Source organism: Pseudomonas sp. NPDC087639, assembly GCF_044743385.1.
GTDB lineage: Bacteria > Pseudomonadota > Gammaproteobacteria > Pseudomonadales > Pseudomonadaceae > Aquipseudomonas.
The window spans coordinates 54,952-74,943 of the sequence record NZ_JBIUWI010000009.1; the positions used below are offsets into that span (position 1 = coordinate 54,952).

The 19,992-nt window shown below is 61.2% G+C and carries 19 protein-coding genes; 2 read left to right on the forward strand and 17 right to left on the reverse strand.

Annotation, left to right across the window (positions count from 1 at the left end):
• Both ACIOVB_RS06480 and ACIOVB_RS06485 read left to right on the forward strand, forming a co-directional pair.
• Positions 1-871: DnaJ C-terminal domain-containing protein (locus ACIOVB_RS06480; RefSeq protein ID WP_401265932.1), on the forward strand; the 871-nt coding region annotated here is incomplete at its 5' end.
• Positions 872-894: 23 nt separating this feature from the next.
• Positions 895-1,200, forward strand: coding sequence for a chaperone modulator CbpM (locus ACIOVB_RS06485; RefSeq protein ID WP_401265935.1), 306 nt, complete (start codon positions 895-897; stop codon positions 1,198-1,200).
• 148 nt (positions 1,201-1,348) lie between these two features.
• Here ACIOVB_RS06485 and ACIOVB_RS06490 read toward each other — a convergent pair whose 3' ends face one another.
• From ACIOVB_RS06490 to ACIOVB_RS06570, 17 genes are all read right to left on the reverse strand, one after another.
• Positions 1,349-2,476 (reverse strand): ATP-binding protein, encoded by a 1,128-nt coding sequence (locus tag ACIOVB_RS06490; protein ID WP_401265937.1) that lies wholly within the window; start codon positions 2,474-2,476, stop codon positions 1,349-1,351.
• Between the two features lie 153 nt (positions 2,477-2,629).
• Positions 2,630-4,330, reverse strand: a complete 1,701-nt coding sequence (ureC, locus tag ACIOVB_RS06495) for an urease subunit alpha (protein ID WP_401265940.1) — start codon at positions 4,328-4,330, stop codon at positions 2,630-2,632.
• Between the two features lie 156 nt (positions 4,331-4,486).
• Positions 4,487-4,792, reverse strand: coding sequence for an urease subunit beta (locus tag ACIOVB_RS06500; protein ID WP_007915947.1), 306 nt, complete (start codon positions 4,790-4,792; stop codon positions 4,487-4,489).
• Positions 4,792-5,325, reverse strand: coding sequence for a GNAT family N-acetyltransferase (locus ACIOVB_RS06505; protein ID WP_401265943.1), 534 nt, complete (start codon positions 5,323-5,325; stop codon positions 4,792-4,794). The genes ACIOVB_RS06500 and ACIOVB_RS06505 overlap by 1 nt, the downstream gene beginning before the upstream one ends.
• Before the next feature lie 5 nt (positions 5,326-5,330).
• Positions 5,331-5,864, reverse strand: a complete 534-nt coding sequence (locus tag ACIOVB_RS06510) for a GNAT family N-acetyltransferase (protein WP_401265945.1) — start codon at positions 5,862-5,864, stop codon at positions 5,331-5,333.
• A gap of 9 nt (positions 5,865-5,873) precedes the next feature.
• Complete coding sequence (ureA, locus tag ACIOVB_RS06515; RefSeq protein ID WP_008085431.1) at positions 5,874-6,176, reverse strand: urease subunit gamma; 303 nt, start codon at positions 6,174-6,176, stop codon at positions 5,874-5,876.
• Positions 6,177-6,333: 157 nt separating this feature from the next.
• A complete protein-coding gene (locus ACIOVB_RS06520; protein WP_401265948.1) occupies positions 6,334-7,173 on the reverse strand; it encodes an urease accessory protein UreD in 840 nt (279 codons plus the stop codon).
• A gap of 30 nt (positions 7,174-7,203) precedes the next feature.
• Positions 7,204-7,902 (reverse strand): urea ABC transporter ATP-binding subunit UrtE, encoded by a 699-nt coding sequence (gene urtE / locus ACIOVB_RS06525; RefSeq protein WP_008031204.1) that lies wholly within the window; start codon positions 7,900-7,902, stop codon positions 7,204-7,206.
• A gap of 133 nt (positions 7,903-8,035) precedes the next feature.
• Complete coding sequence (gene urtD, locus ACIOVB_RS06530; RefSeq protein WP_008078129.1) at positions 8,036-8,905, reverse strand: urea ABC transporter ATP-binding protein UrtD; 870 nt, start codon at positions 8,903-8,905, stop codon at positions 8,036-8,038.
• Entirely contained in the window at positions 8,902-9,981 is a 1,080-nt protein-coding gene (gene urtC, locus ACIOVB_RS06535) for an urea ABC transporter permease subunit UrtC (RefSeq protein WP_401265951.1), read from the reverse strand. Before urtC ends, urtD begins: the two co-directional genes overlap by 4 nt.
• Positions 9,981-11,483 carry an urea ABC transporter permease subunit UrtB gene (urtB, locus tag ACIOVB_RS06540; RefSeq protein ID WP_401265954.1) on the reverse strand — a complete coding sequence of 501 codons (1,503 nt, stop codon included), beginning with the start codon at positions 11,481-11,483 and terminating at the stop codon, positions 9,981-9,983. The genes urtC and urtB overlap by 1 nt, the downstream gene beginning before the upstream one ends.
• 238 nt (positions 11,484-11,721) lie before the next feature.
• Positions 11,722-12,987, reverse strand: coding sequence for an urea ABC transporter substrate-binding protein (urtA, locus tag ACIOVB_RS06545; protein ID WP_401265957.1), 1,266 nt, complete (start codon positions 12,985-12,987; stop codon positions 11,722-11,724).
• A 310-nt stretch (positions 12,988-13,297) separates the two neighbouring features.
• Positions 13,298-14,308: a FecCD family ABC transporter permease gene (locus tag ACIOVB_RS06550; protein WP_401265959.1), complete on the reverse strand. Its 1,011-nt coding sequence runs from the start codon at positions 14,306-14,308 to the stop codon at positions 13,298-13,300.
• Positions 14,305-15,252: an ABC transporter substrate-binding protein gene (locus ACIOVB_RS06555; protein ID WP_401265961.1), complete on the reverse strand. Its 948-nt coding sequence runs from the start codon at positions 15,250-15,252 to the stop codon at positions 14,305-14,307. The genes ACIOVB_RS06550 and ACIOVB_RS06555 overlap by 4 nt, the downstream gene beginning before the upstream one ends.
• A complete protein-coding gene (locus ACIOVB_RS06560) occupies positions 15,249-16,037 on the reverse strand; it encodes an ABC transporter ATP-binding protein (RefSeq protein WP_401265964.1) in 789 nt (262 codons plus the stop codon). Before ACIOVB_RS06560 ends, ACIOVB_RS06555 begins: the two co-directional genes overlap by 4 nt.
• A 221-nt stretch (positions 16,038-16,258) precedes the next feature.
• A complete protein-coding gene (locus tag ACIOVB_RS06565; RefSeq protein ID WP_401265966.1) occupies positions 16,259-18,403 on the reverse strand; it encodes a TonB-dependent receptor in 2,145 nt (714 codons plus the stop codon).
• A 150-nt stretch (positions 18,404-18,553) separates the two neighbouring features.
• Positions 18,554-19,933, reverse strand: coding sequence for a PepSY-associated TM helix domain-containing protein (locus ACIOVB_RS06570; RefSeq protein ID WP_401265969.1), 1,380 nt, complete (start codon positions 19,931-19,933; stop codon positions 18,554-18,556).
• Positions 19,934-19,992: the final 59 nt, after the last annotated feature.

Genomic DNA, 19,992 nt, shown 5'->3' on the forward strand with positions numbered 1-19,992 from the left:
GCTGGCGCGCAAATACCACCCCGATGTCAGCAAGGAAAAGGACGCCGAGGCCAAGTTCAAGGACGCCTCGGAAGCCTATGAAGCGCTGAAAAGCGCCGACAAACGCGCCGAATACGACGAGCTGCGCCGCTATGGCCAGCACGGTCAGCCGTTCCAGGGGCCACCGGGCTGGCAGAGCCGTGGCGGTTTTGGCGGCGGCGGTGGCGACACCGGCGACTTCTCGGACTTCTTCAGTTCGATCTTCGGCAATCGCGGCCCCGGTTTCGGTGGCGGTGAAGGTCGGCAACAACGCAGTGCAGGGCGCCGAGGGCAAGACGTGGAAATGGAACTGCCGATCTTCCTCGAGGAAACGCTCTCGAACGAATCGAAGAAGGTCACCTTTCAGGTGCCGCAATACAACGCCAACGGCCAGCACGTCAGCAACACCAGCAAGAGCCTGAACGTGAAGATCCCGGCGGGCGTGACCGACGGCGAGCGCATCCGCCTCAAAGGTCAGGGCGCACCTGGCGCAGGTGGCGGGGCGAATGGCGATCTGTACCTGACCATTCGTTTCGCGCCGCATCCGAAGTTCGATGTCGAAGGCGAAAACCTGATCATTACGTTGCCGCTGGCACCGTGGGAGTTGGCGTTGGGCGCTGAAGTGGCCGTGCCGACCCTGACCGGCAAGATCAACCTCAAGGTTCCGGCCGGCAGTCAGAACGGTCAGCGCATGCGCGCCAAGGGCCATGGTCTGAAAAACAAGGCCGGCGAGCGCGGTTATCTGTTCGTGCAGCTCAAGGCCGTGATGCCGAAAGCAGCGGACGATGACGTCAAGGCGTTGTGGCAGGAACTGGCGAAAAAAGCCGCCTTCAATCCGCGAGAGAACTTCTGAACCCAGCGACGGAGTAGCCCATCATGAGCAGCCCCCTGATCGTTCAACTGGACATGGCAGAATTCTGTGAGGCGGCCGATTTGTCGGACGTCTACGTGATCGAAATCGTCGAACACGGCATCCTCGAACCTCAGGGCGCGCAGCCCAGGGAATGGCGTTTCACCGATTACGAACTGACTCTGGCCAAACGCGCCGCCAAGCTGCGGCGCGATCTGGATCTGGAGTGGGAAGGCGTCGCCCTGGCGTTGAATCTGCTGGAAGAAGTGAAGGAACTGCGGGCCGAGAACCGTATGTTGCGCCAGCGATTGGGGCGGCTGGTGGTCGAGTAGTTTTACCGTTGTTTACAGTTTGCACTGAAGGGCCTCTTCGCTGGCAAGCCAGCTCCCACAAGTATCGCGTCGAATGCATATTTTGCGACCGACGCAGAACCCTGTGGGAGCTGGCTTGCCAGCGATGAATTCCCCTCGGTTTATCTGCTTAAACCTTTCTGGGCAACACCACTCTGAACAGCGTCCCGTCAGCCGCGTTCGAGCTGACTTCGATTGTCCCGCCATGGGCGATGACTACTTCCTTGACGATAAACAACCCCAAACCGAGGCTGGTAGAAGGCTGCCCGAGCTGTTCGTCGGCGCTGCGCACCAGCGGGTCGAAGATCGTACCGACTGCTTCTTCGGGAATCGGTGTGCCGAAGTTATGCACCGTAAGGCACACGCTATCGCCTTCTGCGCTGAGGCTCACGGTCACGTCGTGCTGGTTTGAACCGTGCTGCAAGGCATTGCCAATCAGGTTTTGCAGCAGTTGATCGATGCGCCCGGCATCCCATGTTCCCCTGGTATCGCCTTCTACAGTCAGCGTCGGATCGCATTCCGGATTGCCCGCGCAAGCCTCGGCAATCGCTGCCCGCGTCGCGTCGGCCATGTCCATCGGCGCCGGCTCGATCGGCAGGCTTCTGCCCAGACGACTGCGCACCAGTTCCAGCAAGTCGCTGACCATGGCCGCCATGTGTCGTGCGCCACGTTTGATATTGAGGGCGCACGTCAGGGCATCGCCTTCCAGACGGGTTTTGCGCAGCAGCAATTCGGTGGACATGCTCACCGCTTGCAGCGGCGCGCGCAGGTCATGGCCAAGGATGGCAAGGAAGATGTCGCGCGAACGGTTGACCTGTTCGGCATAGGCGGCGGTCGATTCGGCCAGGGCCTCGTCGATGGCTTCGTTGAAGCGGATCATGTCCTGGAAATAGGCGACGTCAGGGGATTGCAGGCTGTTGACCCACAGGCGAATCACACAGGCCCGCAGATGGCGGAATTCACTGGTCATCTGCACCAGATCAAAACCCACGGTGTGGCGCAACTCGCCATGGCTGGCGCCGGCCTCGTCCAGGCTTGGGGTTTTCTCCGGGCCTTCGCCCTTGGCTTTGGCAGCCTGTTCGGCGGGGCTCTGTGGTTTGTTCATGTCGCGAGCGGCGGCCCGCAGAATTTCGCTGGCGTGATCGCGCAGCGCGGTGGAGTCCAGATGGTCGGCGGCCGGGGTAATGGTAGCGGCAAATTGTTCCCACTCATCGACGATAGGGTCGATGTTGGCCACGATGAACTCGGAAAGACGCATGGGCGGTCCCTGAAAATAGTGAAGCGAATCGAATATTAGTCCCTTTGGCGGGAAATACACGACCGTTTGTGCGGTGGTTTTCTACCGCCATCAAAAAGGCCCCGAGACCGTGCTGCAGGGCACGGTATCGGGGCCTGTTTTATGGCGTTGAGGTCAGAACAGGAAATAGCGCTGAGCCATCGGCAGGGTGTCTGCCGGTTCGCACCACAGCAACACGCCGTCGGCCTTGACCTGGTAAGTCTGCGGATCGACATCGATGTTCGGTAGGTAATCGTTGTGGATCAAATCGGTTTTCTGCACCTCGCGGCAACCTTTGACCACGGCGATTTTCTTCTTCAGCCCCAGCGTTTCCGGCAACCCGGCTTCCTGCGCGGCCTGACTGATAAAGGTCAGGCTGGTAGCGTGCAGCGAACCGCCATAACTGGCAAACATCGGGCGGTAGTGCACCGGTTGCGGTGTCGGAATCGATGCGTTGGCATCACCCATCAGGCTCGCCGCAATGGCCCCTCCCTTGAGAATCAGCGTCGGCTTCACGCCAAAAAACGCCGGGCGCCACAGCACCAGGTCCGCCCATTTCCCTACTTCGATCGAGCCCACTTCATGGCTGATGCCATGAGTGATCGCCGGGTTGATCGTGTATTTGGCGATGTAGCGCTTGGCGCGGAAGTTGTCGTTGCCTTCACCGTCCTGGGGCAGGGGGCCGCGCTGCTTTTTCATCTTGTCGGCGGTCTGCCAGGTGCGCGTGATGACTTCGCCGACGCGGCCCATGGCCTGGCTGTCGGAACTGATCATCGAGAACGCGCCAAGGTCATGGAGGATGTCTTCGGCGGCAATCGTCTCGCGGCGGATGCGGCTCTCGGCGAACGCCACGTCTTCGGCAATGCTCGGGTCGAGGTGGTGGCAGACCATCAACATGTCGAGGTGTTCGTCGATGGTGTTGCGGGTGAACGGCCGGGTCGGGTTGGTCGAACTCGGCAGCACGTTGGCAAAACCGCAGGCCTTGATGATGTCCGGCGCATGACCGCCACCGGCACCTTCGGTGTGATAGGTGTGGATGGTGCGGCCCTTGAAGGCGCCGAGGGTGGTTTCCACAAACCCCGATTCATTGAGGGTGTCGGTGTGGATCGCCACCTGTACGTCATATTGATCGGCGACATTCAGGCAGTTGTCGATGCTCGCCGGGGTGGTGCCCCAGTCTTCGTGCAACTTAAGGCCGATGGCGCCGGCCTTGACCTGTTCGATCAGCGGCTCCGGCAGGCTGGCGTTGCCCTTGCCGGTGAGGCCGATGTTCATCGGGAAGGCATCGGCGGCCTGGAGCATGCGCGCCAGGTGCCATGGGCCCGAAGTGCAGGTGGTGGCGTTGGTGCCGGTGGCAGGTCCCGTGCCGCCACCGATCATGGTGGTGACGCCACTCATCAGCGCTTCTTCGATCTGCTGCGGGCAGATGAAGTGAATGTGCGTGTCGATGCCGCCAGCGGTGAGGATCATGCCTTCGCCGGCGATCACTTCGGTGCTGGCGCCGATGGCGATGTTCACGTTGGGCTGCACGTCCGGGTTGCCGGCCTTGCCGATCGCGGCGATGCGCCCGTCCTTGAGGCCGACGTCGGCTTTGACGATGCCCCAGTGGTCGATGATCAGCGCATTGGTGATCAGTGTGTCGACCACTTCGGCGGCGAGCAGTTGACTCTGGCCCTGGCCGTCGCGGATGACTTTACCACCGCCGAATTTCACTTCTTCGCCGTAGGTGGTGAAGTCTTTTTCGACTTCGATCCACAGCTCGGTATCGGCCAGGCGCACCTTGTCGCCGACGGTGGGGCCGAACATGTCGGCGTAGGCTTGTCTGGAGATTTTCATGCTGCGTCCTTCAGGAAAATAGTGGTGAGCCGTCGACCCTCACCCTAGCCCTCTCCCGGAGGGAGAGGGGACTGATCGCGGTGTGGCGGCTATCGGTGCTCGGCTCCCTCTCCCTCGGGAGAGGGCTGGGGTGAGGGGCAGCGGTGCGCACGCAATTCAGAGATCACCCATGACCCGCCCGGCAAAGCCGAACACCCGTCGATGCCCGGCGTAATCCACCAGCTCAACCTCGCGGCTCTGCCCCGGCTCGAAGCGTACCGCCGTGCCGGCCGGAATATTCAGACGCATGCCACGGCTGGCCGCGCGATCAAAGGTCAGCGCGTCGTTGGTTTCGAAAAAGTGATAGTGCGAACCCACCTGGATCGGCCGGTCGCCGCTGTTGGCGACTTTCAGGCTGACGGTGCGGCGGCCGACGTTGAGTTCGATGTCGCCGGGCTGGATCTGGTATTCACCGGGAATCATCACTGGGCTCCTTGCAGAATCTTGTAGTAGAGGGCGGTCGGTCGATAGGTGCCGTTCGGGTCGCAGGCGTAGTCGGGTATTTCGCCGGCGCGGGTGTAACCCAGGGCTTTATAGAAATCTTCAGCGGGGGAGCCGGCCTCAGTGTCGAGGAAGAGCATGCCGCGCTTGTGCTTGGGCGCTTCCAGTTCCAGCGCATGCATCAATTGCTGGCCGAGGCCGCGACGGCGGGCGTGTTCGCGCACCAGCAGTTTCTGCACCTCGGCGCGATTGAGACCGTTGGCCTTCTGGCACAGTCCCAGTTGCACGCTGGCCAGCACCTGCTCGTCCTTGACCACCACCCAGAGCAATACGCTGCCCTTGTTGACGTTGTCCTGAACGTCATCGAAGTAGGCGCGGGCCTGGGCGGCGTCGAGGTCGGCCATGAAGCCGACACTCGCGCCATAGCCCACCGCATCGAGCAACAGATCGATCAGGCCCTGACGATAGTGCGCAAAACTTTCAGCGTTGACGCGGCGCAGTTGGGCGGCGTTCATCAGTGTCACTCCTTGTTGGCTTCGGGCGGCTCCGCGCCAGGGTTGAGGGTCAGTTGCATGAAGGTCAGATCGAGCCAGCGGCCGAACTTGGTGCCGACTTGCGGCATCTGTCCGGTGATGATGAAACCGGCACGTTCATGCAGACGAATAGAGGCGGCGTTGCCGCTTTCGATGGCGGCCACCATCACGTGCTTGCCGCAGGTTTTTGCCCGCGCGATCAGCGCCGTCATCAGTTGCGGGCCAAGACCGTTGCCGCGTTGGTCGCTGCGTACGTAAACCGAATGCTCGACGGTGTGGCGGAAGCCGTCGAAGGGCCGCCAGTCACCGAACGAAGCGTAGCCGAGCACGCTGTTGTCGATGTCGCAGATCACCAGAATCGGATAGGCCTGCGACTGACGGGCGCTGAACCACGCCTGACGGTTGCCGAGGTCCACGGCGGATTCGTTCCAGATCGCCGTGGTGTTGAGCACGGCGTCGTTGTAGATGTCGCGGATCGCCGGCAGGTCGGCGTGCAGCGCATCGCGAATGCTGTAAGTCATGGCGCGGCCTCAGACGATCGGTTGGTGGACGGTCACCAGTTTGGTGCCGTCGGGAAACGTCGCTTCGACCTGGATCTCCGGGATCATTTCCGGGATGCCTTCCATCACTTGTTCGCGGGAAAGCAGGGTGGTGCCGAAGTGCATCAGCTCGGCCACGGTCCGGCCGTCACGGGCGCCTTCGAGCAGCGCGGCGGAGATGTAGGCCATGGCTTCCGGGTAGTTGAGCTTCACACCGCGAGCCAGTCGGCGCTCGGCGACGAGGCCGGCGGTGAAGATCAGCAGCTTGTCTTTTTCGCGTGGAGTCAGGTCCATTGTGGATTTCCATCAGGGCAGATTGAAAAGAGTCGGGACTGTTGGCACAGATCCCTGTGGGAGCGAGCCTGCTCGCGAATACGGACTCATATTCAGCGAATTTGTTGGCTGACATGACGCTTTCCCGAGCAGGCTCGCTCCCACATTAGATTGCATTTCAGGTGTTCCAGATTCGTGGGGGCATGGCCTCGCGACCGAGCAGGGCGGGTCTGAGCAATCGCCACAGATCAATCAACCAGCCTCGCGCCAACAACGCCTCACTGGCCAGACACCTGGCAACCAAAAGCCCCGGCAGCTGCGTCAGATCCCCGCGCACTTCATGCCCCAGCGAGCGGCAGCGCTCAAGCAGTTCGGCATCAATTTCGCCAGTGACCAACAGCGTCGCAAACACCGGTTGCCCGTCCAGCCCGATCGGCGACTCAAGCAAACCGTCACCGCCGACAATGCGCTGGCGTTCATGCCAGAGCAATCGACCATCGCGACGAATATCCAGATGGCTCTGAAAGTGCCCGAGGTCGAAACGCTCGCCACTGGCCGGTCGACCCAGCGCAACCACATCCCAGTAGAACAGCCGCGCATCACCCTCAAGATCGATCGAGGTGGTCAGTTCAGCCTGAGCGGCGCTGTAGACGATGGTCTCTTGCGGCAACCATTCCAGTGTCGCCCCGGCAGCCACCTTCAAGTCGAGCTTCTGATAAGCGGGCCCCGCCGCGCGATACCACTTGGCCGCGCCGGGGCTGGTGATCTGTGCCCAGGCGTCTTGTTCGACACGGGCGCTGATATCGAGCCGATCACCGCCGGCAATCCCGCCCGGTGGGTGGACGATGATGTGCTGACAGACCTCAGGGCCCTCGGCGTACAGATGCTTTTGCACCCGCAGCGGGCCGAGATGGCGGCGCATGACCGGGCGCGTGCAGTCGCCGAAGCGGGCGTAGGCCAGCTCCAGCTCGGCGTGCCAGCTCGGGGTAAACAGGGCAGGTGAGACAGTCGAGTTCATATTTTCTAATTATCGTTAGGAAGCTACAGGTTAGATGGTTACCAGCCCACGCACACCCTCGGCCTCCATATTTTCTCCGCGACCCTGCTGGACGATCTCGCCCCGGGACATCACCAGGTATTGATCGGCCAGTTCGGCGGCGAAATCGTAGAACTGCTCGACCAGCAGAATCGCCATGTCGCCGCGAGCCGCCAGTTTCTTGATCACCGCGCCGATCTCCTTGATCACCGACGGTTGAATGCCTTCGGTGGGTTCGTCGAGGATCAGCAAGCGCGGACGGCTGGCCAGTGCGCGACCAATCGCAAGCTGTTGTTGCTGGCCACCGGACAAGTCACCGCCGCGCCGCTGCTTCATTTGCAACAGCACCGGGAACAGTTCGTAGATGAACGCCGGGACTTCCTTGGCCTCGGAGCCGGGAAAACGCGACAGGCCCATCAGCAGGTTTTCCTCCACCGTCAGCCGCCCGAAAATCTCCCGGCCCTGTGGCACATAAGCGATACCGGCGTGTACCCGCTGGTGTGGCTTGAACGTGGTGATCGGTTTGCCTTCCCAATTTACTGCGCCTTCCTTGGCCGGCAACAGGCCCATCAGGCATTTGAGCAGGGTGGTCTTGCCCACGCCGTTACGGCCTAGCAGGCAGGTGACTTCGCCGACCTTCACGTCAAAAGTGAGGCCGCGCAGGATGTGGCTACCGCCGTAATACTGGTGCAGCTTGTCGACTTGCAGCATTCTCAAATTCTCCTCAAGTCCCCTGTGGGAGCGAGCCTGCTCGCGAAAGCGGTGTGTCAGGCGATGAATGGTTTGAATGTCAGTCCGCATTCGCGAGCAGGCTCGCTCCCACAGTCTTGATCAGTGTTCAGGGCTAGCGGCCGAGGTAAACCTCGATCACCCGCTCGTTTTCCTGCACCTGCTCAAGCGACCCTTCTGCCAACACGCTGCCCTGGTGCAACACCGTCACATGGTCGGCAATCGAGCCGACAAAGCCCATGTCGTGTTCCACCACCATCAGCGAATGCTTGCCTGCCAGCGACTTGAACAACTCGGCGGTGAACTCGGTTTCGGCATCGGTCATGCCCGCCACCGGCTCGTCGAGCAGCAGCAGTTGTGGGTCTTGCATCAGCAACATGCCGATTTCCAGGAACTGCTTTTGGCCGTGGGACAACAGGCCCGCCGGGCGATTGACCGAGGTGGTCAGGCGAATGGTCTCCAGCACTTCGCTGATGCGATCTTTCTGCTCACCACTCAACCGTGCCCGCAAACTGGCCCACACCGACTTGTCGGTCTTCTGCGCCAGTTCGAGGTTTTCAAACACGCTCAGCGCTTCAAACACCGTCGGTTTCTGGAACTTGCGGCCGATGCCAGCCTGGGCAATCTGCACTTCGCTCATCTGTGTCAGGTCGAGGGTTTCGCCGAACCATGCCTTGCCGTGGCTGGGGCGCGTCTTGCCGGTGATCACGTCCATCAGCGTGGTCTTGCCCGCGCCGTTGGGGCCGATGATGCAGCGCAATTCGCCGACACCGATGTACAGATTGAGATTGTTCAGCGCGCGGAAGCCGTCGAAGCTGACGCTGATGTCTTCCAGGGTCAGGATCGTGCCGTGGCGGGTATCTAGGCCCGGGCCGACGCGTTGGCCGAGACCGATGGAATCGCGGCTGGTGCCGGCGTCCTTGTTCGGCTCGACGGGGAAGAAGGCTGGCTCCAGCATGAATTCAGCGCTTGCCGTGACTCTCATGATTCACCTCGTTTCTTCAGCAGACCGATCACGCCTTTGGGCAGGTACAGGGTCACGACGATGAACAGCGCGCCGAGGAAGAACAGCCAGTATTCCGGGAAAGCCACGGTGAACCAGCTCTTCATGCCGTTGACCACACCGGCGCCGAGCAAAGGCCCGATCAGCGTGCCACGACCGCCAAGGGCGACCCAGACTGCCGCTTCGATCGAGTTGGTCGGCGACATCTCGCTCGGGTTGATGATCCCCACTTGCGGCACATACAGCGCACCGGCCAAACCGCACAGCACCGCGCTCAGTACCCAGACGAACAGCTTGAATCCGCGCGGATCGTAGCCGCAGAACATCAGACGGTTTTCCGCATCGCGCAGCGCGGTCAGCACCCGGCCGAACTTGCTCTGCGCCAGACGCCAGCCGATAAACAGACTCGCCACCAGCAGCAGTACGGTCGCCAGAAACAGCACCGCGCGAGTGCCCGGTTCAGTGATGCCGAAGCCCAGAATCGTACGGAAATTGGTGAAGCCGTTGTTGCCGCCAAACCCGGTCTCGTTGCGGAAAAACAGGAGCATGCCGGCGAAGGTCAGGGCCTGGGTCATGATCGAGAAGTACACGCCCTTGATCCGCGAACGGAAGGCGAAGAAGCCGAACACCAGCGCCAGCAAACCCGGCGCCAACACCACCAGGCACATGGCCCAGACAAAGCTGCTCGTGCCGGTCCAGTACCACGGCAACTCCGTCCACGACAGGAAGGTCATGAACGCCGGCAAGCCATCACCGGCGGCCTGACGCATCAGGTACATGCCCATCGCATAACCGCCGAGGGCGAAGAACAAGCCATGGCCGAGGGACAACAGACCGGCGTAACCCCAGACCAGATCCAGCGCCAGCGCGACAATGGCGTAGCAGAGGATTTTGCCGACCAGCGTCAGGGTGTAAGCGGAGACGTGCAGCGTGCTGTCCGGTGACAACAGCGACAGCAACGGCAATGCGATCAGTAACGCGAGAATCACTGCGCCGATGGCAATCGTGACTTTCGGGCCGGCCTTTTGCGTGGCCGTGACTAACAGAGGCTGGTTCATCAGTCGATCACCCGTCCTTTCAGTGCGAAGAGGCCTTGCGGACGTTTCTGGATAAACAGAATGATCAGCGCGAGGATCAGGATCTTGCCGAGCACCGCACCGATCTGCGGTTCAAGGATCTTGTTGGCGATACCGAGGCCGAACGCCGCGAGCACGCTGCCGGCCAACTGGCCAACACCTCCGAGCACCACCACGAGGAACGAGTCGATGATGTAGCTCTGACCCAGGTCCGGGCCGACGTTGCCAATCTGGCTCAGCGCTACACCACCGAGGCCGGCGATGCCCGAGCCAAGTCCGAAGGCGAGCATGTCGACGCGTCCGGTCGGCACGCCGCAGCAAGCGGCCATGTTGCGGTTCTGGGTGACCGCGCGGACGTTGAGGCCCAGGCGAGTCTTGTTCAGCAGCAGCCAGGTGAGGACAACCACAAACAGCGCGAAGGCGATGATGACGATGCGGTTGTACGGCAGCACCAGATTCGGCAGCACTTGAATGCCGCCGGACAGCCACTCCGGGTTCGCCACTTCGACGTTTTGCGCACCGAACAGCAGGCGCACCAGTTGAATCAGCATCAGGCTGATGCCCCACGTCGCGAGCAATGTTTCCAATGGTCGCCCGTAGAGGTGGCGAATCACCGTGCGCTCCAGCGCCATGCCGATGGCGGCGGTGACGAAAAACGCCACCGGCAGCGCGATCAGCGGATAGAACTCGATGGCCTGCGGGGCGTAACGCTGGAACATCAGCTGCACCACATACGTCGAGTAGGCACCGAGCATCAGCATCTCGCCGTGGGCCATGTTGATCACGCCGAGCAAGCCGAAAGTGATCGCCAGGCCGAGGGCCGCCAGCAGCAGGATCGAACCGAGCGACATACCGCTGAATGCCTGACCGAGTATTTCGCCGATCAGCAGTTTGCGTTTGACCTGGGCGAGGCTGGTTTCGGCGGCCGTGCGCACGCCAGCATCGGCTTCGACACCGGGTTCGAGCAAGCCTTCGAGGCGGGTGCGGGCCAGTGGGTCGCCGGTTTCACCGAGCAAGCGCACGGCGGCCAGACGCACCGCCGGATCGGTATCGACCAATTGCAGATTGGCCAACGCCAGGCTCAGAGCGGCGTGGACACTTTCATCTTTTTCGCCAGCGAGTTGCTGGTCGAGGAATTTCAGCTGCGCGGGTTTCGCGCTTTTCTGCAATTGCTGCGCGGCAGTCAGACGGATTTTGGCGTCGGCGGCGAGCAATTGGTGGCTGGCCATGGCGGTGTCGATCAGACCCCGCAGGCGGTTGTTCAGGCGCAGGGTTTTTGGTTGGCCGTCGACGGTCAGTTCGCCTTGTTGCAGGGCGTTGATCAGTTCGATACGGGCCGGGTCGGGCTGCGCGGCCCAGGCTTCGAGCAGTTTGGCCTGCTGCACGGGATTGGCCGCGACGAAGTCTTCGGCGTCGCCGGCGTGGGTGGCCATCGGCAGCAACAGTGCGATGGCGCAGATAAAACGGTAGAGGGCAGTGGGCATAGTCAGTCGCCTTGACGCGGACATTGTGGGAGCGAGCCTTTGTGGCGAGGGGATTTATCCCCGATCGGCTGCGAAGCAGTCGCGAAATCAGTCGACGCGATCAATCTGATACACCGCGACTGCTTGATTGGGGGCTGCTTCGCAACCCATCGGGGATAAATCCCCTCGCCACAAAAGCCCGCTCCCACAGGGGAATTGCATCAGCCCCACGCCAAGCGCAAGGCTGACATCCAGTGACTCAGTTGCTCTTCACCGCATAATCCGGCTTCTTGTCGTTGCCATCGATGAACGGGCTCCACGGCTGCGCACGGATCGGCCCTTCGGTCTGCCAGACCACGTTGAACTGACCATCGGCCTGAATCTCGCCGATCATTACCGGTTTGTGCAGGTGGTGATTGGTCTTGTCCATGGTCAGGGTGTAGCCAGACGGTGCGGCGAAGGTCTGGCCGGCCAGCGCTTCGCGGACTTTGTCGACGTCGGTGGACTTGGCTTTCTCAGCTGCTTGCGCCCACATGTGGATGCCGACGTAAGTGGCTTCCATCGGGTCGTTGGTCACCGCCTTGTCGGCGCCCGGCAGGTTGTGTTTCTTCGCGTAGGCTTTCCAGTCCGCGACGAATTTCTTGTTCTGCGGGTTCTCCACCGACTCGAAGTAGTTCCACGCCGCGAGGTTGCCCACCAGCGGTTTGGTGTCGATGCCGCGCAGTTCTTCTTCGCCGACCGAGAACGCCACGATCGGTACGTCAGTCGCCTTCAGACCCTGGTTGGCCAGCTCTTTATAGAACGGCACGTTGGAGTCGCCGTTGACCGTGGATATAACGGCAGTTTTGCCGCCAGCCGAGAATTTTTTGATGTTGGCGACGATGGTTTGATAGTCGCTGTGACCGAACGGGGTGTAGACCTCTTCGATGTCCTTGTCGGCCACGCCTTTGGAGTGCAGGAACGAACGCAGGATCTTGTTGGTGGTGCGCGGGTAGACGTAGTCGGTGCCGAGCAGGAAGTAGCGCTTGGCGCTGCCGCCTTCTTCGCTCATCAGGTATTCACCCGCCGGGATCGCTTGCTGGTTCGGCGCGGCGCCGGTGTAGAACACGTTCGGCGACATCTCTTCGCCTTCGTACTGCACCGGGTAGAACAGCAGACCGTTGAGTTCTTCAAACACCGGCAATACCGATTTGCGCGATACCGAAGTCCAGCAACCGAACACCACCGCTACCTTGTCCTGGGTCAGCAACTGCCGGCCCTTTTCGGCGAACAGCGGCCAGTTCGACGCCGGGTCGACCACCACTGGTTCAAGCATCTTGCCGTTAACACCGCCTTTGGCGTTGATCTCGTCGATGGTCATCAGCGCCATGTCTTTGAGCGATGTTTCGGAGATCGCCATGGTGCCGGACAACGAATGCAGAATCCCGACCTTGATGGTCTCGGCGGCCTGGACGGTCCAGGTCATGCCCATCGCGGCAATGGATGCCGAGAGTGTGAAAGCCTTGATCAAACTGCGACGCTTCATTGTGCGATCTCCATGAACGTTAAAGTTTTTTATGGTTGGCAGATGCGGACGACTGAAGGGTGTTTTGCAAGGGCTGTGCCCGGTCGGGTTTGGGCAGGAAAATGTCGGTTTAGAGCGCTTGCGCGCGATTGCGATGCACCATGAAGGGACGCTGGTGGAGCGTTGGTGCAGGCGGCCGCGCCAGATTGGGGCGCGAACCGATCCCTGTAGGAGCTGCCGAAGGCTGCGATCTTTTGATCTTGTCTTTTAAGCAAAAAATCAAAAGATCGCAGCCTTCGGCAGCTCCTACAGTGGGGAGGGGGGTGTTGGGTCAGCGGCGGCGCATCAGGCCGATAAAGAACAGCCCGCCAATGGCCGCGGTGGCGACACCGATGGGCAGGTCTTCGGGGGCGATCATTGTGCGGGCGGCAACGTCGACCCAGATCAGAAACACACTCCCGATCAGCACGCACACCGGCAGCAAGCGCCGGTGTTCGGCGCCGACCAGACGCCGCGCAATGTGCGGCACCATCAGCCCGACAAACCCGATGGAGCCGCTGATCGACACCAGCACCCCGGTCATGAGCGAGGCTATGACGAACACCCGCAAGCGCACCGACCGCGCGTTCAGGCCTAAGGTGACGGCGGTCTGTTCGCCAGCCATCAACGCGTTCAACGGACGCGCCATGCCCAACAGCAAGATCAACCCGAGCAACACGCTGGCCGCCGGCACCGCGAGCAACTCCCAACGCGCCAGCCCAAGTCCGCCGAGCATCCAGAACATCACCGCTGAACTGGCGCGGTGGTCGCCCATGAACAGCAGCAAATTGGCGATCGCCATCATCACGAACGACACCGCCACACCGCACAGCAGCAAGCGATCGCTGTCGAGCCGGCCATGCCGACTGGCTATCGCCAGCACCACCAGCATGCTCAGCAACGCGCCGATAAACGCCGCGATCGGCAAGGTCAGCAGGCCGATGATTTCACCGACATGCAGCACCACAATCACCGCGCCCAATGTCGCCCCGGAGGTGACGCCGAGCAGATGCGGATCCGCCAGAGGATTACGCGTCACGGCTTGCAGCACCGCGCCGATCAGCGCGAGGCCGGCGCCGACCAACGCGCCGAGCAACATGCGCGGCACGCGGATCAGCCATACGATATGTTCCTGCCCAACGCTCCAGCTCACCTCGCCGAAACCAAACGCCTTGTGCAGCAAAATCCGCCACACCACATCGACCGGCACCCGCGCGGGGCCGAAGCCGAGCGACACCACGCACGACACCAGCAACACGGCGCCGAGGGCAATCAGCAACAGGGCGTAGCGACGGTTGATCATTGGCCGTGGAAACCTTTGGCCAGGGTTTCAACGGCCAGCACGTTGTCGATCCCCGGCGTGGCCTGCACGTACGGGATGACGATGAAACGCTGATTCTTGATCGCGTCGATCGATTGCAGGGCTTTGTTCTTCAGCAGGAATTCAATCTTCTGCTCGGCGGTGATTTCGCTGTAGTCGACGATCACGATCACCTGCGGATTGTGTTCGACCACGGTCTCCCAGTTGACCCGCGTCCAGCTCGCTTCGACGTTCTCGAGAATGTTGCGCCCACCCGCCGCATCGATCAACGCCTGCGGCATGCCGAGGCGGCCGGAGGTCATGGCGCGGTCTTCGCCGCTGTCGTAGAGGAACACGCGTGGTTTTTCTGCCGGCAGGTCTTTGCGCACTTGCGCGACTTGCGCCTGCATCTGGGCGATCAGCACATTGGCGCGATCCTGCACGTCGAAGATTTTGCCGAGGTTACGCAGGTCGTTATAGGTGTCCTCAAGCGTTGCGGCGGGGCGCTTCATCACGAACGCGCAGGACTCGGTCAGCTCATAGACGTTGATGCCCAGCGGTTGCAGGGTTTGCGGCGTGAGATCGCCGCCCACGCGCATGCCGTAATCCCAGCCGGCGAAGAAGAAATCGACGTTGGCGTTGAGCAGGGTTTCCACCGACGGGTACTTCGCTGCCAACTCCGGCAGGCCGTCGAGGAGCGACTGCATCTCAGGGGTGACCGACTTCCAGCCACTGACGCCGCTGTAACCGGCCATCCTCGATTTGAGGCCGAGGGCGAGCATCATCTGGGTCATGTTGATGTCATGGCTGACCGCGTGTTTTGGCGCTTCTTTAAAGGTCACTTCGCGGTTGCAGCTTTGAACGGTCAGTGGGTACTTCGTGGCCTCGGCCAACGCTTGGGCACTGCACAGCAAAAGAGCGACGCAAAGCAGGGAACGCAAAGTCATGGTCGGGTTATCCAGGTGATTCGCGGGTAGCCGTGAAGAGGGTGGGAGTCGATCAACGCCTCGACGCCGAAAACGTCGCGCAGCAATTCAGTGGTGAGGACTTCTTGCGGTGTGCCGCTGGCGACGATGCGGCCGTGGTCGATCACGTACAGTCGGTCGCAGAACGCGGCGGCCAGATTCAGATCATGGATGCTGGCGAGGGTGCCGATCTGCAAGCGTTTGACCAGTTGCAGCAGCTCCAGCTGATAGCGCGGGTCGAGGTGGTTGGTCGGCTCGTCGAGGATCAGCAGTTGCGGTTGCTGGGTCAGGGCGCGGGCGAGAATCACCCGCTGCTTTTCGCCGCCCGACAGCGTGGCGAAGGCATGGTCTTCGAAGCCTTCGAGACCGACGGATTTGAGCGCCTGGGTCGCGAGGTTTCGATCCTCAAGGGTTTCGCCGTCGAACAGACCTTTGTGCGGCGTGCGGCCCATGGCGACAACTTCTTCGACGGTCAGGCCGAAAGCGTCGGGGAACTCCTGCAAGACCACCGCGATGCGTTGCGCGCACCAGCGTGAGGATTGTTTCCACACGTTGTAGTGATCGAGTTTGACCTCGCCGTGTTCCGGTTGGCTGAAGCGGTAGGCGCATCGCAACAGGCTGGTCTTGCCGCTGCCGTTGGGGCCGATCAGCCCGACGAACTCACCGGCGGCCACCTGCAAGGAGGCGTCACGCAGCTGGAACTGGTGATGGCAGTGGCCGTGGCCCAAGGGTGTCCAGGCGAGATCAGTGAGGGTGAGTGACGTCATAGGGCGTTCGGTGTGTTCTCGATTTCATGTTTTTTCGGTAGATCCATCCCCCTCACCCCAGCCCTCTCCCCTAGGGGGGAGAGGGGGAAAGGGAGCCGATCTTCATGCTTTTCGAGCCTGAGCTCGACTCGGTCTTTCAGGTCGGTGCAACTTGTCCAGACAACACGGTCAGTCCCCTCTCCCTCCGGGAGAGGGCTAGGGTGAGGGGCAGCATTCTTCGATCAAAAGGTGTAATCAGCGGTGACAAAAAACGACCTCGGCTCGCCAAGGATCCACTGCTGCCCGCCATTGTATTGGCTTTGCGCATACCGGCGGTCAAACAGATTGTTCACCTGCAAACCCAAGGTCGTGTTACGCAAGGCCTGCCACGACATTGTCGCATCCACCACGGTGTAACTCGGCAACTCGTTACGGTTGGCCATATCGGCGTAACGTGCATCGACATAGCGCACGCCCGCACCGGCCTTCAGGTCATCGCTAAGCGCTTTGTTCAGCCACAGATTGGCGGTGCGTCGCGGCACGTCCACCGGGCGGTTGCCGTTATACGACAGGGTTTGCCCGTTGACCACTTCCGAGAAGTCGTCGTACCTGGCCTTCACAATTGCGGCGTTGGCCTGCAGTTGCCAGGCGTTCGGCAGTTGCAGATCAAGGCTGGCTTCAAGTCCGTTGGACGATTGCTGGCCGACCTGCTGCTTGAGCGTCGGGTTGCCCGGATCGTCAGTCAGCAGTTTCTTTTTGACGATGCGATACGCCGCCAGCGTGAACTCTCCACGCTGATCCCAGAACAACTGCTTCAGGCCTATTTCCGTCTGCCGGGCAGTCGATAGATCGTATTGCTGCTGGCTCGGGCTCAGCGAAATCAGCCCGCCGACGCCATCGGTGCTGGTCGCGACCTGGCCATAGAGCGACGTCTCGGGCGTCAGCGCAAACACCAGACCGGCCTTCCAGTTGTTGCCGGTCAGGGTCTGGTCGCTCTGGCTGCCATTGGTCAAGTCGTTACGATCAACATGCACATAATCACGACGCACGCCGGTCACCAACGACCAGCGCTCGCTCAACTGCGTGCGGTTTTCGGCGAACACCGACATCTGTCTGGTGGTGCTGTCGAACTGATCGCGGTACGGATCGGCACTCTCGAAATACCCGCTTTGTGGGTGATGCAGATCCAATGGCTGACCGTTCGGCAGCACATCGTTGAACGGCGAGTTGCTGTCGAGCTGGAAGCGGATGCGGTTGTAATCGACGCCGGTGACGGTCTGGCTGTCGAGGCCGAACAGCGAGTGCTTGAAGGTGAACGTCTGACGATCACCAACCTGTTCCTGCTTGTGGCCGATGCCGAAGTAACCGCTGCGACTCAGTTGCTGACTGCCCGCGTCGAAGTTGACGTTCTCGGCGTTCTGCCAGCGGCGCTGGGCCTTGAGGTAGTAGAACTCGTTGCTGGCGCTGACGGCATCGTTGATCTGCCAGTCGCTGGTCAGGCGCGTCCATTGATCGTTGTAGTGCTGCTTGTCGTCACGCACGTTGTAGTTGTTGTTGTTGTTGTTGTTGTTGTTGTTGCGCAGGCTGCTCTTCAAGTGGCCGTTGATCAGCGGCGTGCCGAAGTAATTCTGCGGGCGCTGGTCGCCGTAGTCGTGGGCGAGGGTAAACGCCAGATCATCAGTGGCCTGCCAGCGCAGGGCCGCACTGATGAAATCACTGGACGAATCGCCGCGATCGATCCAGCCGTTGCTGCGCAGACGATTGAGATTGAGGCGATAGCTCAGGGTATCGCTCAGCGAACCGCCGCTGTCGAAGGCCTGTTGCAGAGTGTCGTAGGAGCCATAGCCGACGCGCGCGTGGTTTTCGATTTCACCTTCGAACGGCTTCTTCGGGATCACGTTGACCACCGCACCCGTCGCGCCTTCGCCGTACAGCACTGAAGCCGGGCCGCGCAGTACATCGACGCGCTGCACTGACCAGGTATCGACCGGGAACGTCACCGTGCCCATGCCGCTGTACAGGCGATTGCCGTCATACAACTGCATCACTGAACTCTGCCCGGTAAAACCCCGGGCCTGCAACGAGGTGCCGCCATCGCCCGGCGTACCGGTGCGGCTGATGCCGGTGCTGCGCGACACCGCGTCCTGCACGCTGCGATCACCCCGGGCGCGGACCTGTTCGCCGCTGAGGCTTTCGACGCTGGCCGGAGTTTGCATGGCGTTGAGGTTCAGGCGCGAGCCGGCGGTGGTTGGCGTGGTCAGGCTGACGCTTGCGTCGTCGATGGCCGGTGCGCTGATGGTGCCGGTGGGCAGCGTCAGCGCCTGGTTGTCGGCATGGGCGTTGTTCAGGCCGAACAGGCAGAGGCTGGACAAGAGGTACTTGTTCATCGGGGATGGTGAATCACTTCTTCAAAAGAATGCCCGCAGCTTTTGGCTGCGGGCAGAATGGTGAATTATGGTTATACAGTAACACTAAAAAACACCGACTTATAAGGCCGGCATTTTATAGACCTCTCTAAAACGCGCATCTCGGTGGACTCATGATGAAGGTGAGGCAGATTCAGGTTGCCCGCCAAACCGCGACAGCAGCAGTCGATCAAGCAACCAGACCACCACCAGCGAAGCCCCCACCAGCGGAAAAATCAACGCCAGCGCGAGCATGATCACCACCCCGGTTTTCCACTTCGGCAAATCATGACGCAGCGGCGGCACGCCGAACTTGCCCTGTGGTCGGCGCTTCCACCAGATCACTACGCCGCTGACGGCGCTGAGCAGGATCATCAGGCAGATCAGCAGCACGACGATCTGGTTGAAGGTGCCGAACATCTTGCCTTCATGGAGCATCACGCCGATTTCCGTGGCGCGGGCCACTGTGCCGTACTGCTCGAAGCGCACATCGGCGAGGACTTTGCCGGTGTATTGATCGACGTGCAGGGTCGCGTCGTTGCGCGGGTCATCGGCGAACACGGCGATGGTGAAAACGCCGGTGGCGGTGGTCGGCAGGGTGATACTGTAGCCCGGTTCGACCTTGCGTTCAGTGGCGATGTTCTGCACGTCTTGCAGGCTGATGGTTGGCGAGGCTGGGCCTGCATTTGCGCTGCCATGGGCCATGTGTTCGGCATGGTCGCCGGACATCGGCATCGGCGTGTTTTCCATCGCCCAAGGCACGGTCTGGCGAGTGGCGCTGTTGAGGCTGCGGGCCTCGACGTCGGAGGTCGGCACGTTGTCCCACATCGCCGCCGGGAACACGTTCCACACCTGGGCGTATTGCTTGCCCCAGAAGCCGGTCCAGGTCATGCCGCTGAGCAGCATCACCAGCAACAGTGTCGCCCCCCAGAACCCGGTGACGGCGTGCAGATCGCGCCACAACACGCGCCCGCGACTGTTCAGACGCGGCCACAGAATCCCCGCTGCCTGGCCGCGCGGCCACCAGAGGAAAAGCCCCGACACCACCAGCACCACGCCCCAGCCAGCGGCCATTTCGATCAGCCGGTCACCGACCGTGCCGATCATCAATTCGCCGTGAATCGCTCGGGCGATAGCTTGCAGATTCTGCTTGGCATCCTGCTCGCCGAGGACGTCGCCGTGGTACGGATCAATGAACACGTTGAGTTCGTCGCTGGCGTTCTTCACGACAAATTGCGCGCTGCGTTCGGCATTTACCGGCGGCAGATACTGAGTGATCTGGCCTTGTGGATAAGTACTTTTCACCCGTTGCAGCAGGTCATCGGCCGGCACCGTGTGATGCCCGGCCGGGACGTTGAGCAAACTGCTGTACATCAGCGAATCGAGCTGCGGTTTGAACAGATAGATGATGCCGGTCAGCGACAGCATCACCATGAAGGGCGCGACGAACAATCCGGCATAAAAATGCCAACGCCAGGCCAGGTTGTAGAAATTCGGTTTGGGCTTTTGCATCACGTTTGCTCCGCTTGGCTTGGATCTTTTAGTTGTCTTTTGCGGTTGCAGCGCAACCG

Excerpts from the sequence above, each read along its gene's own strand:
- ACIOVB_RS06485 (WP_401265935.1), top strand. The coding sequence starts at position 895 with ATGAGCAGCCCCCTGATCGTTCAACTGGACATGGCAGAATTCTGTGAG.
- urtA (WP_401265957.1), bottom strand. The coding sequence starts at position 12,987 with ATGAAGCGTCGCAGTTTGATCAAGGCTTTCACACTCTCGGCATCCATT.
- urtB (WP_401265954.1), bottom strand. The coding sequence starts at position 11,483 with ATGCCCACTGCCCTCTACCGTTTTATCTGCGCCATCGCACTGTTGCTG.
- ureC (WP_401265940.1), bottom strand. The coding sequence starts at position 4,330 with ATGAAAATCTCCAGACAAGCCTACGCCGACATGTTCGGCCCCACCGTC.
- ACIOVB_RS06500 (WP_007915947.1), bottom strand. The coding sequence starts at position 4,792 with ATGATTCCCGGTGAATACCAGATCCAGCCCGGCGACATCGAACTCAAC.
- ACIOVB_RS06520 (WP_401265948.1), bottom strand. The coding sequence starts at position 7,173 with ATGAACTCGACTGTCTCACCTGCCCTGTTTACCCCGAGCTGGCACGCC.
- ACIOVB_RS06550 (WP_401265959.1), bottom strand. The coding sequence starts at position 14,308 with ATGATCAACCGTCGCTACGCCCTGTTGCTGATTGCCCTCGGCGCCGTG.
- ACIOVB_RS06565 (WP_401265966.1), bottom strand. The coding sequence starts at position 18,403 with ATGAACAAGTACCTCTTGTCCAGCCTCTGCCTGTTCGGCCTGAACAAC.
- ACIOVB_RS06505 (WP_401265943.1), bottom strand. The coding sequence starts at position 5,325 with ATGAACGCCGCCCAACTGCGCCGCGTCAACGCTGAAAGTTTTGCGCAC.
- urtD (WP_008078129.1), bottom strand. The coding sequence starts at position 8,905 with ATGAGAGTCACGGCAAGCGCTGAATTCATGCTGGAGCCAGCCTTCTTC.
- ACIOVB_RS06570 (WP_401265969.1), bottom strand. The coding sequence starts at position 19,933 with ATGCAAAAGCCCAAACCGAATTTCTACAACCTGGCCTGGCGTTGGCAT.
- urtE (WP_008031204.1), bottom strand. The coding sequence starts at position 7,902 with ATGCTGCAAGTCGACAAGCTGCACCAGTATTACGGCGGTAGCCACATC.
- ACIOVB_RS06560 (WP_401265964.1), bottom strand. The coding sequence starts at position 16,037 with ATGACGTCACTCACCCTCACTGATCTCGCCTGGACACCCTTGGGCCAC.
- ACIOVB_RS06555 (WP_401265961.1), bottom strand. The coding sequence starts at position 15,252 with ATGACTTTGCGTTCCCTGCTTTGCGTCGCTCTTTTGCTGTGCAGTGCC.
- ureA (WP_008085431.1), bottom strand. The coding sequence starts at position 6,176 with ATGGACCTGACTCCACGCGAAAAAGACAAGCTGCTGATCTTCACCGCC.
- ACIOVB_RS06510 (WP_401265945.1), bottom strand. The coding sequence starts at position 5,864 with ATGACTTACAGCATTCGCGATGCGCTGCACGCCGACCTGCCGGCGATC.
- urtC (WP_401265951.1), bottom strand. The coding sequence starts at position 9,981 with ATGAACCAGCCTCTGTTAGTCACGGCCACGCAAAAGGCCGGCCCGAAA.
- ACIOVB_RS06490 (WP_401265937.1), bottom strand. The coding sequence starts at position 2,476 with ATGCGTCTTTCCGAGTTCATCGTGGCCAACATCGACCCTATCGTCGAT.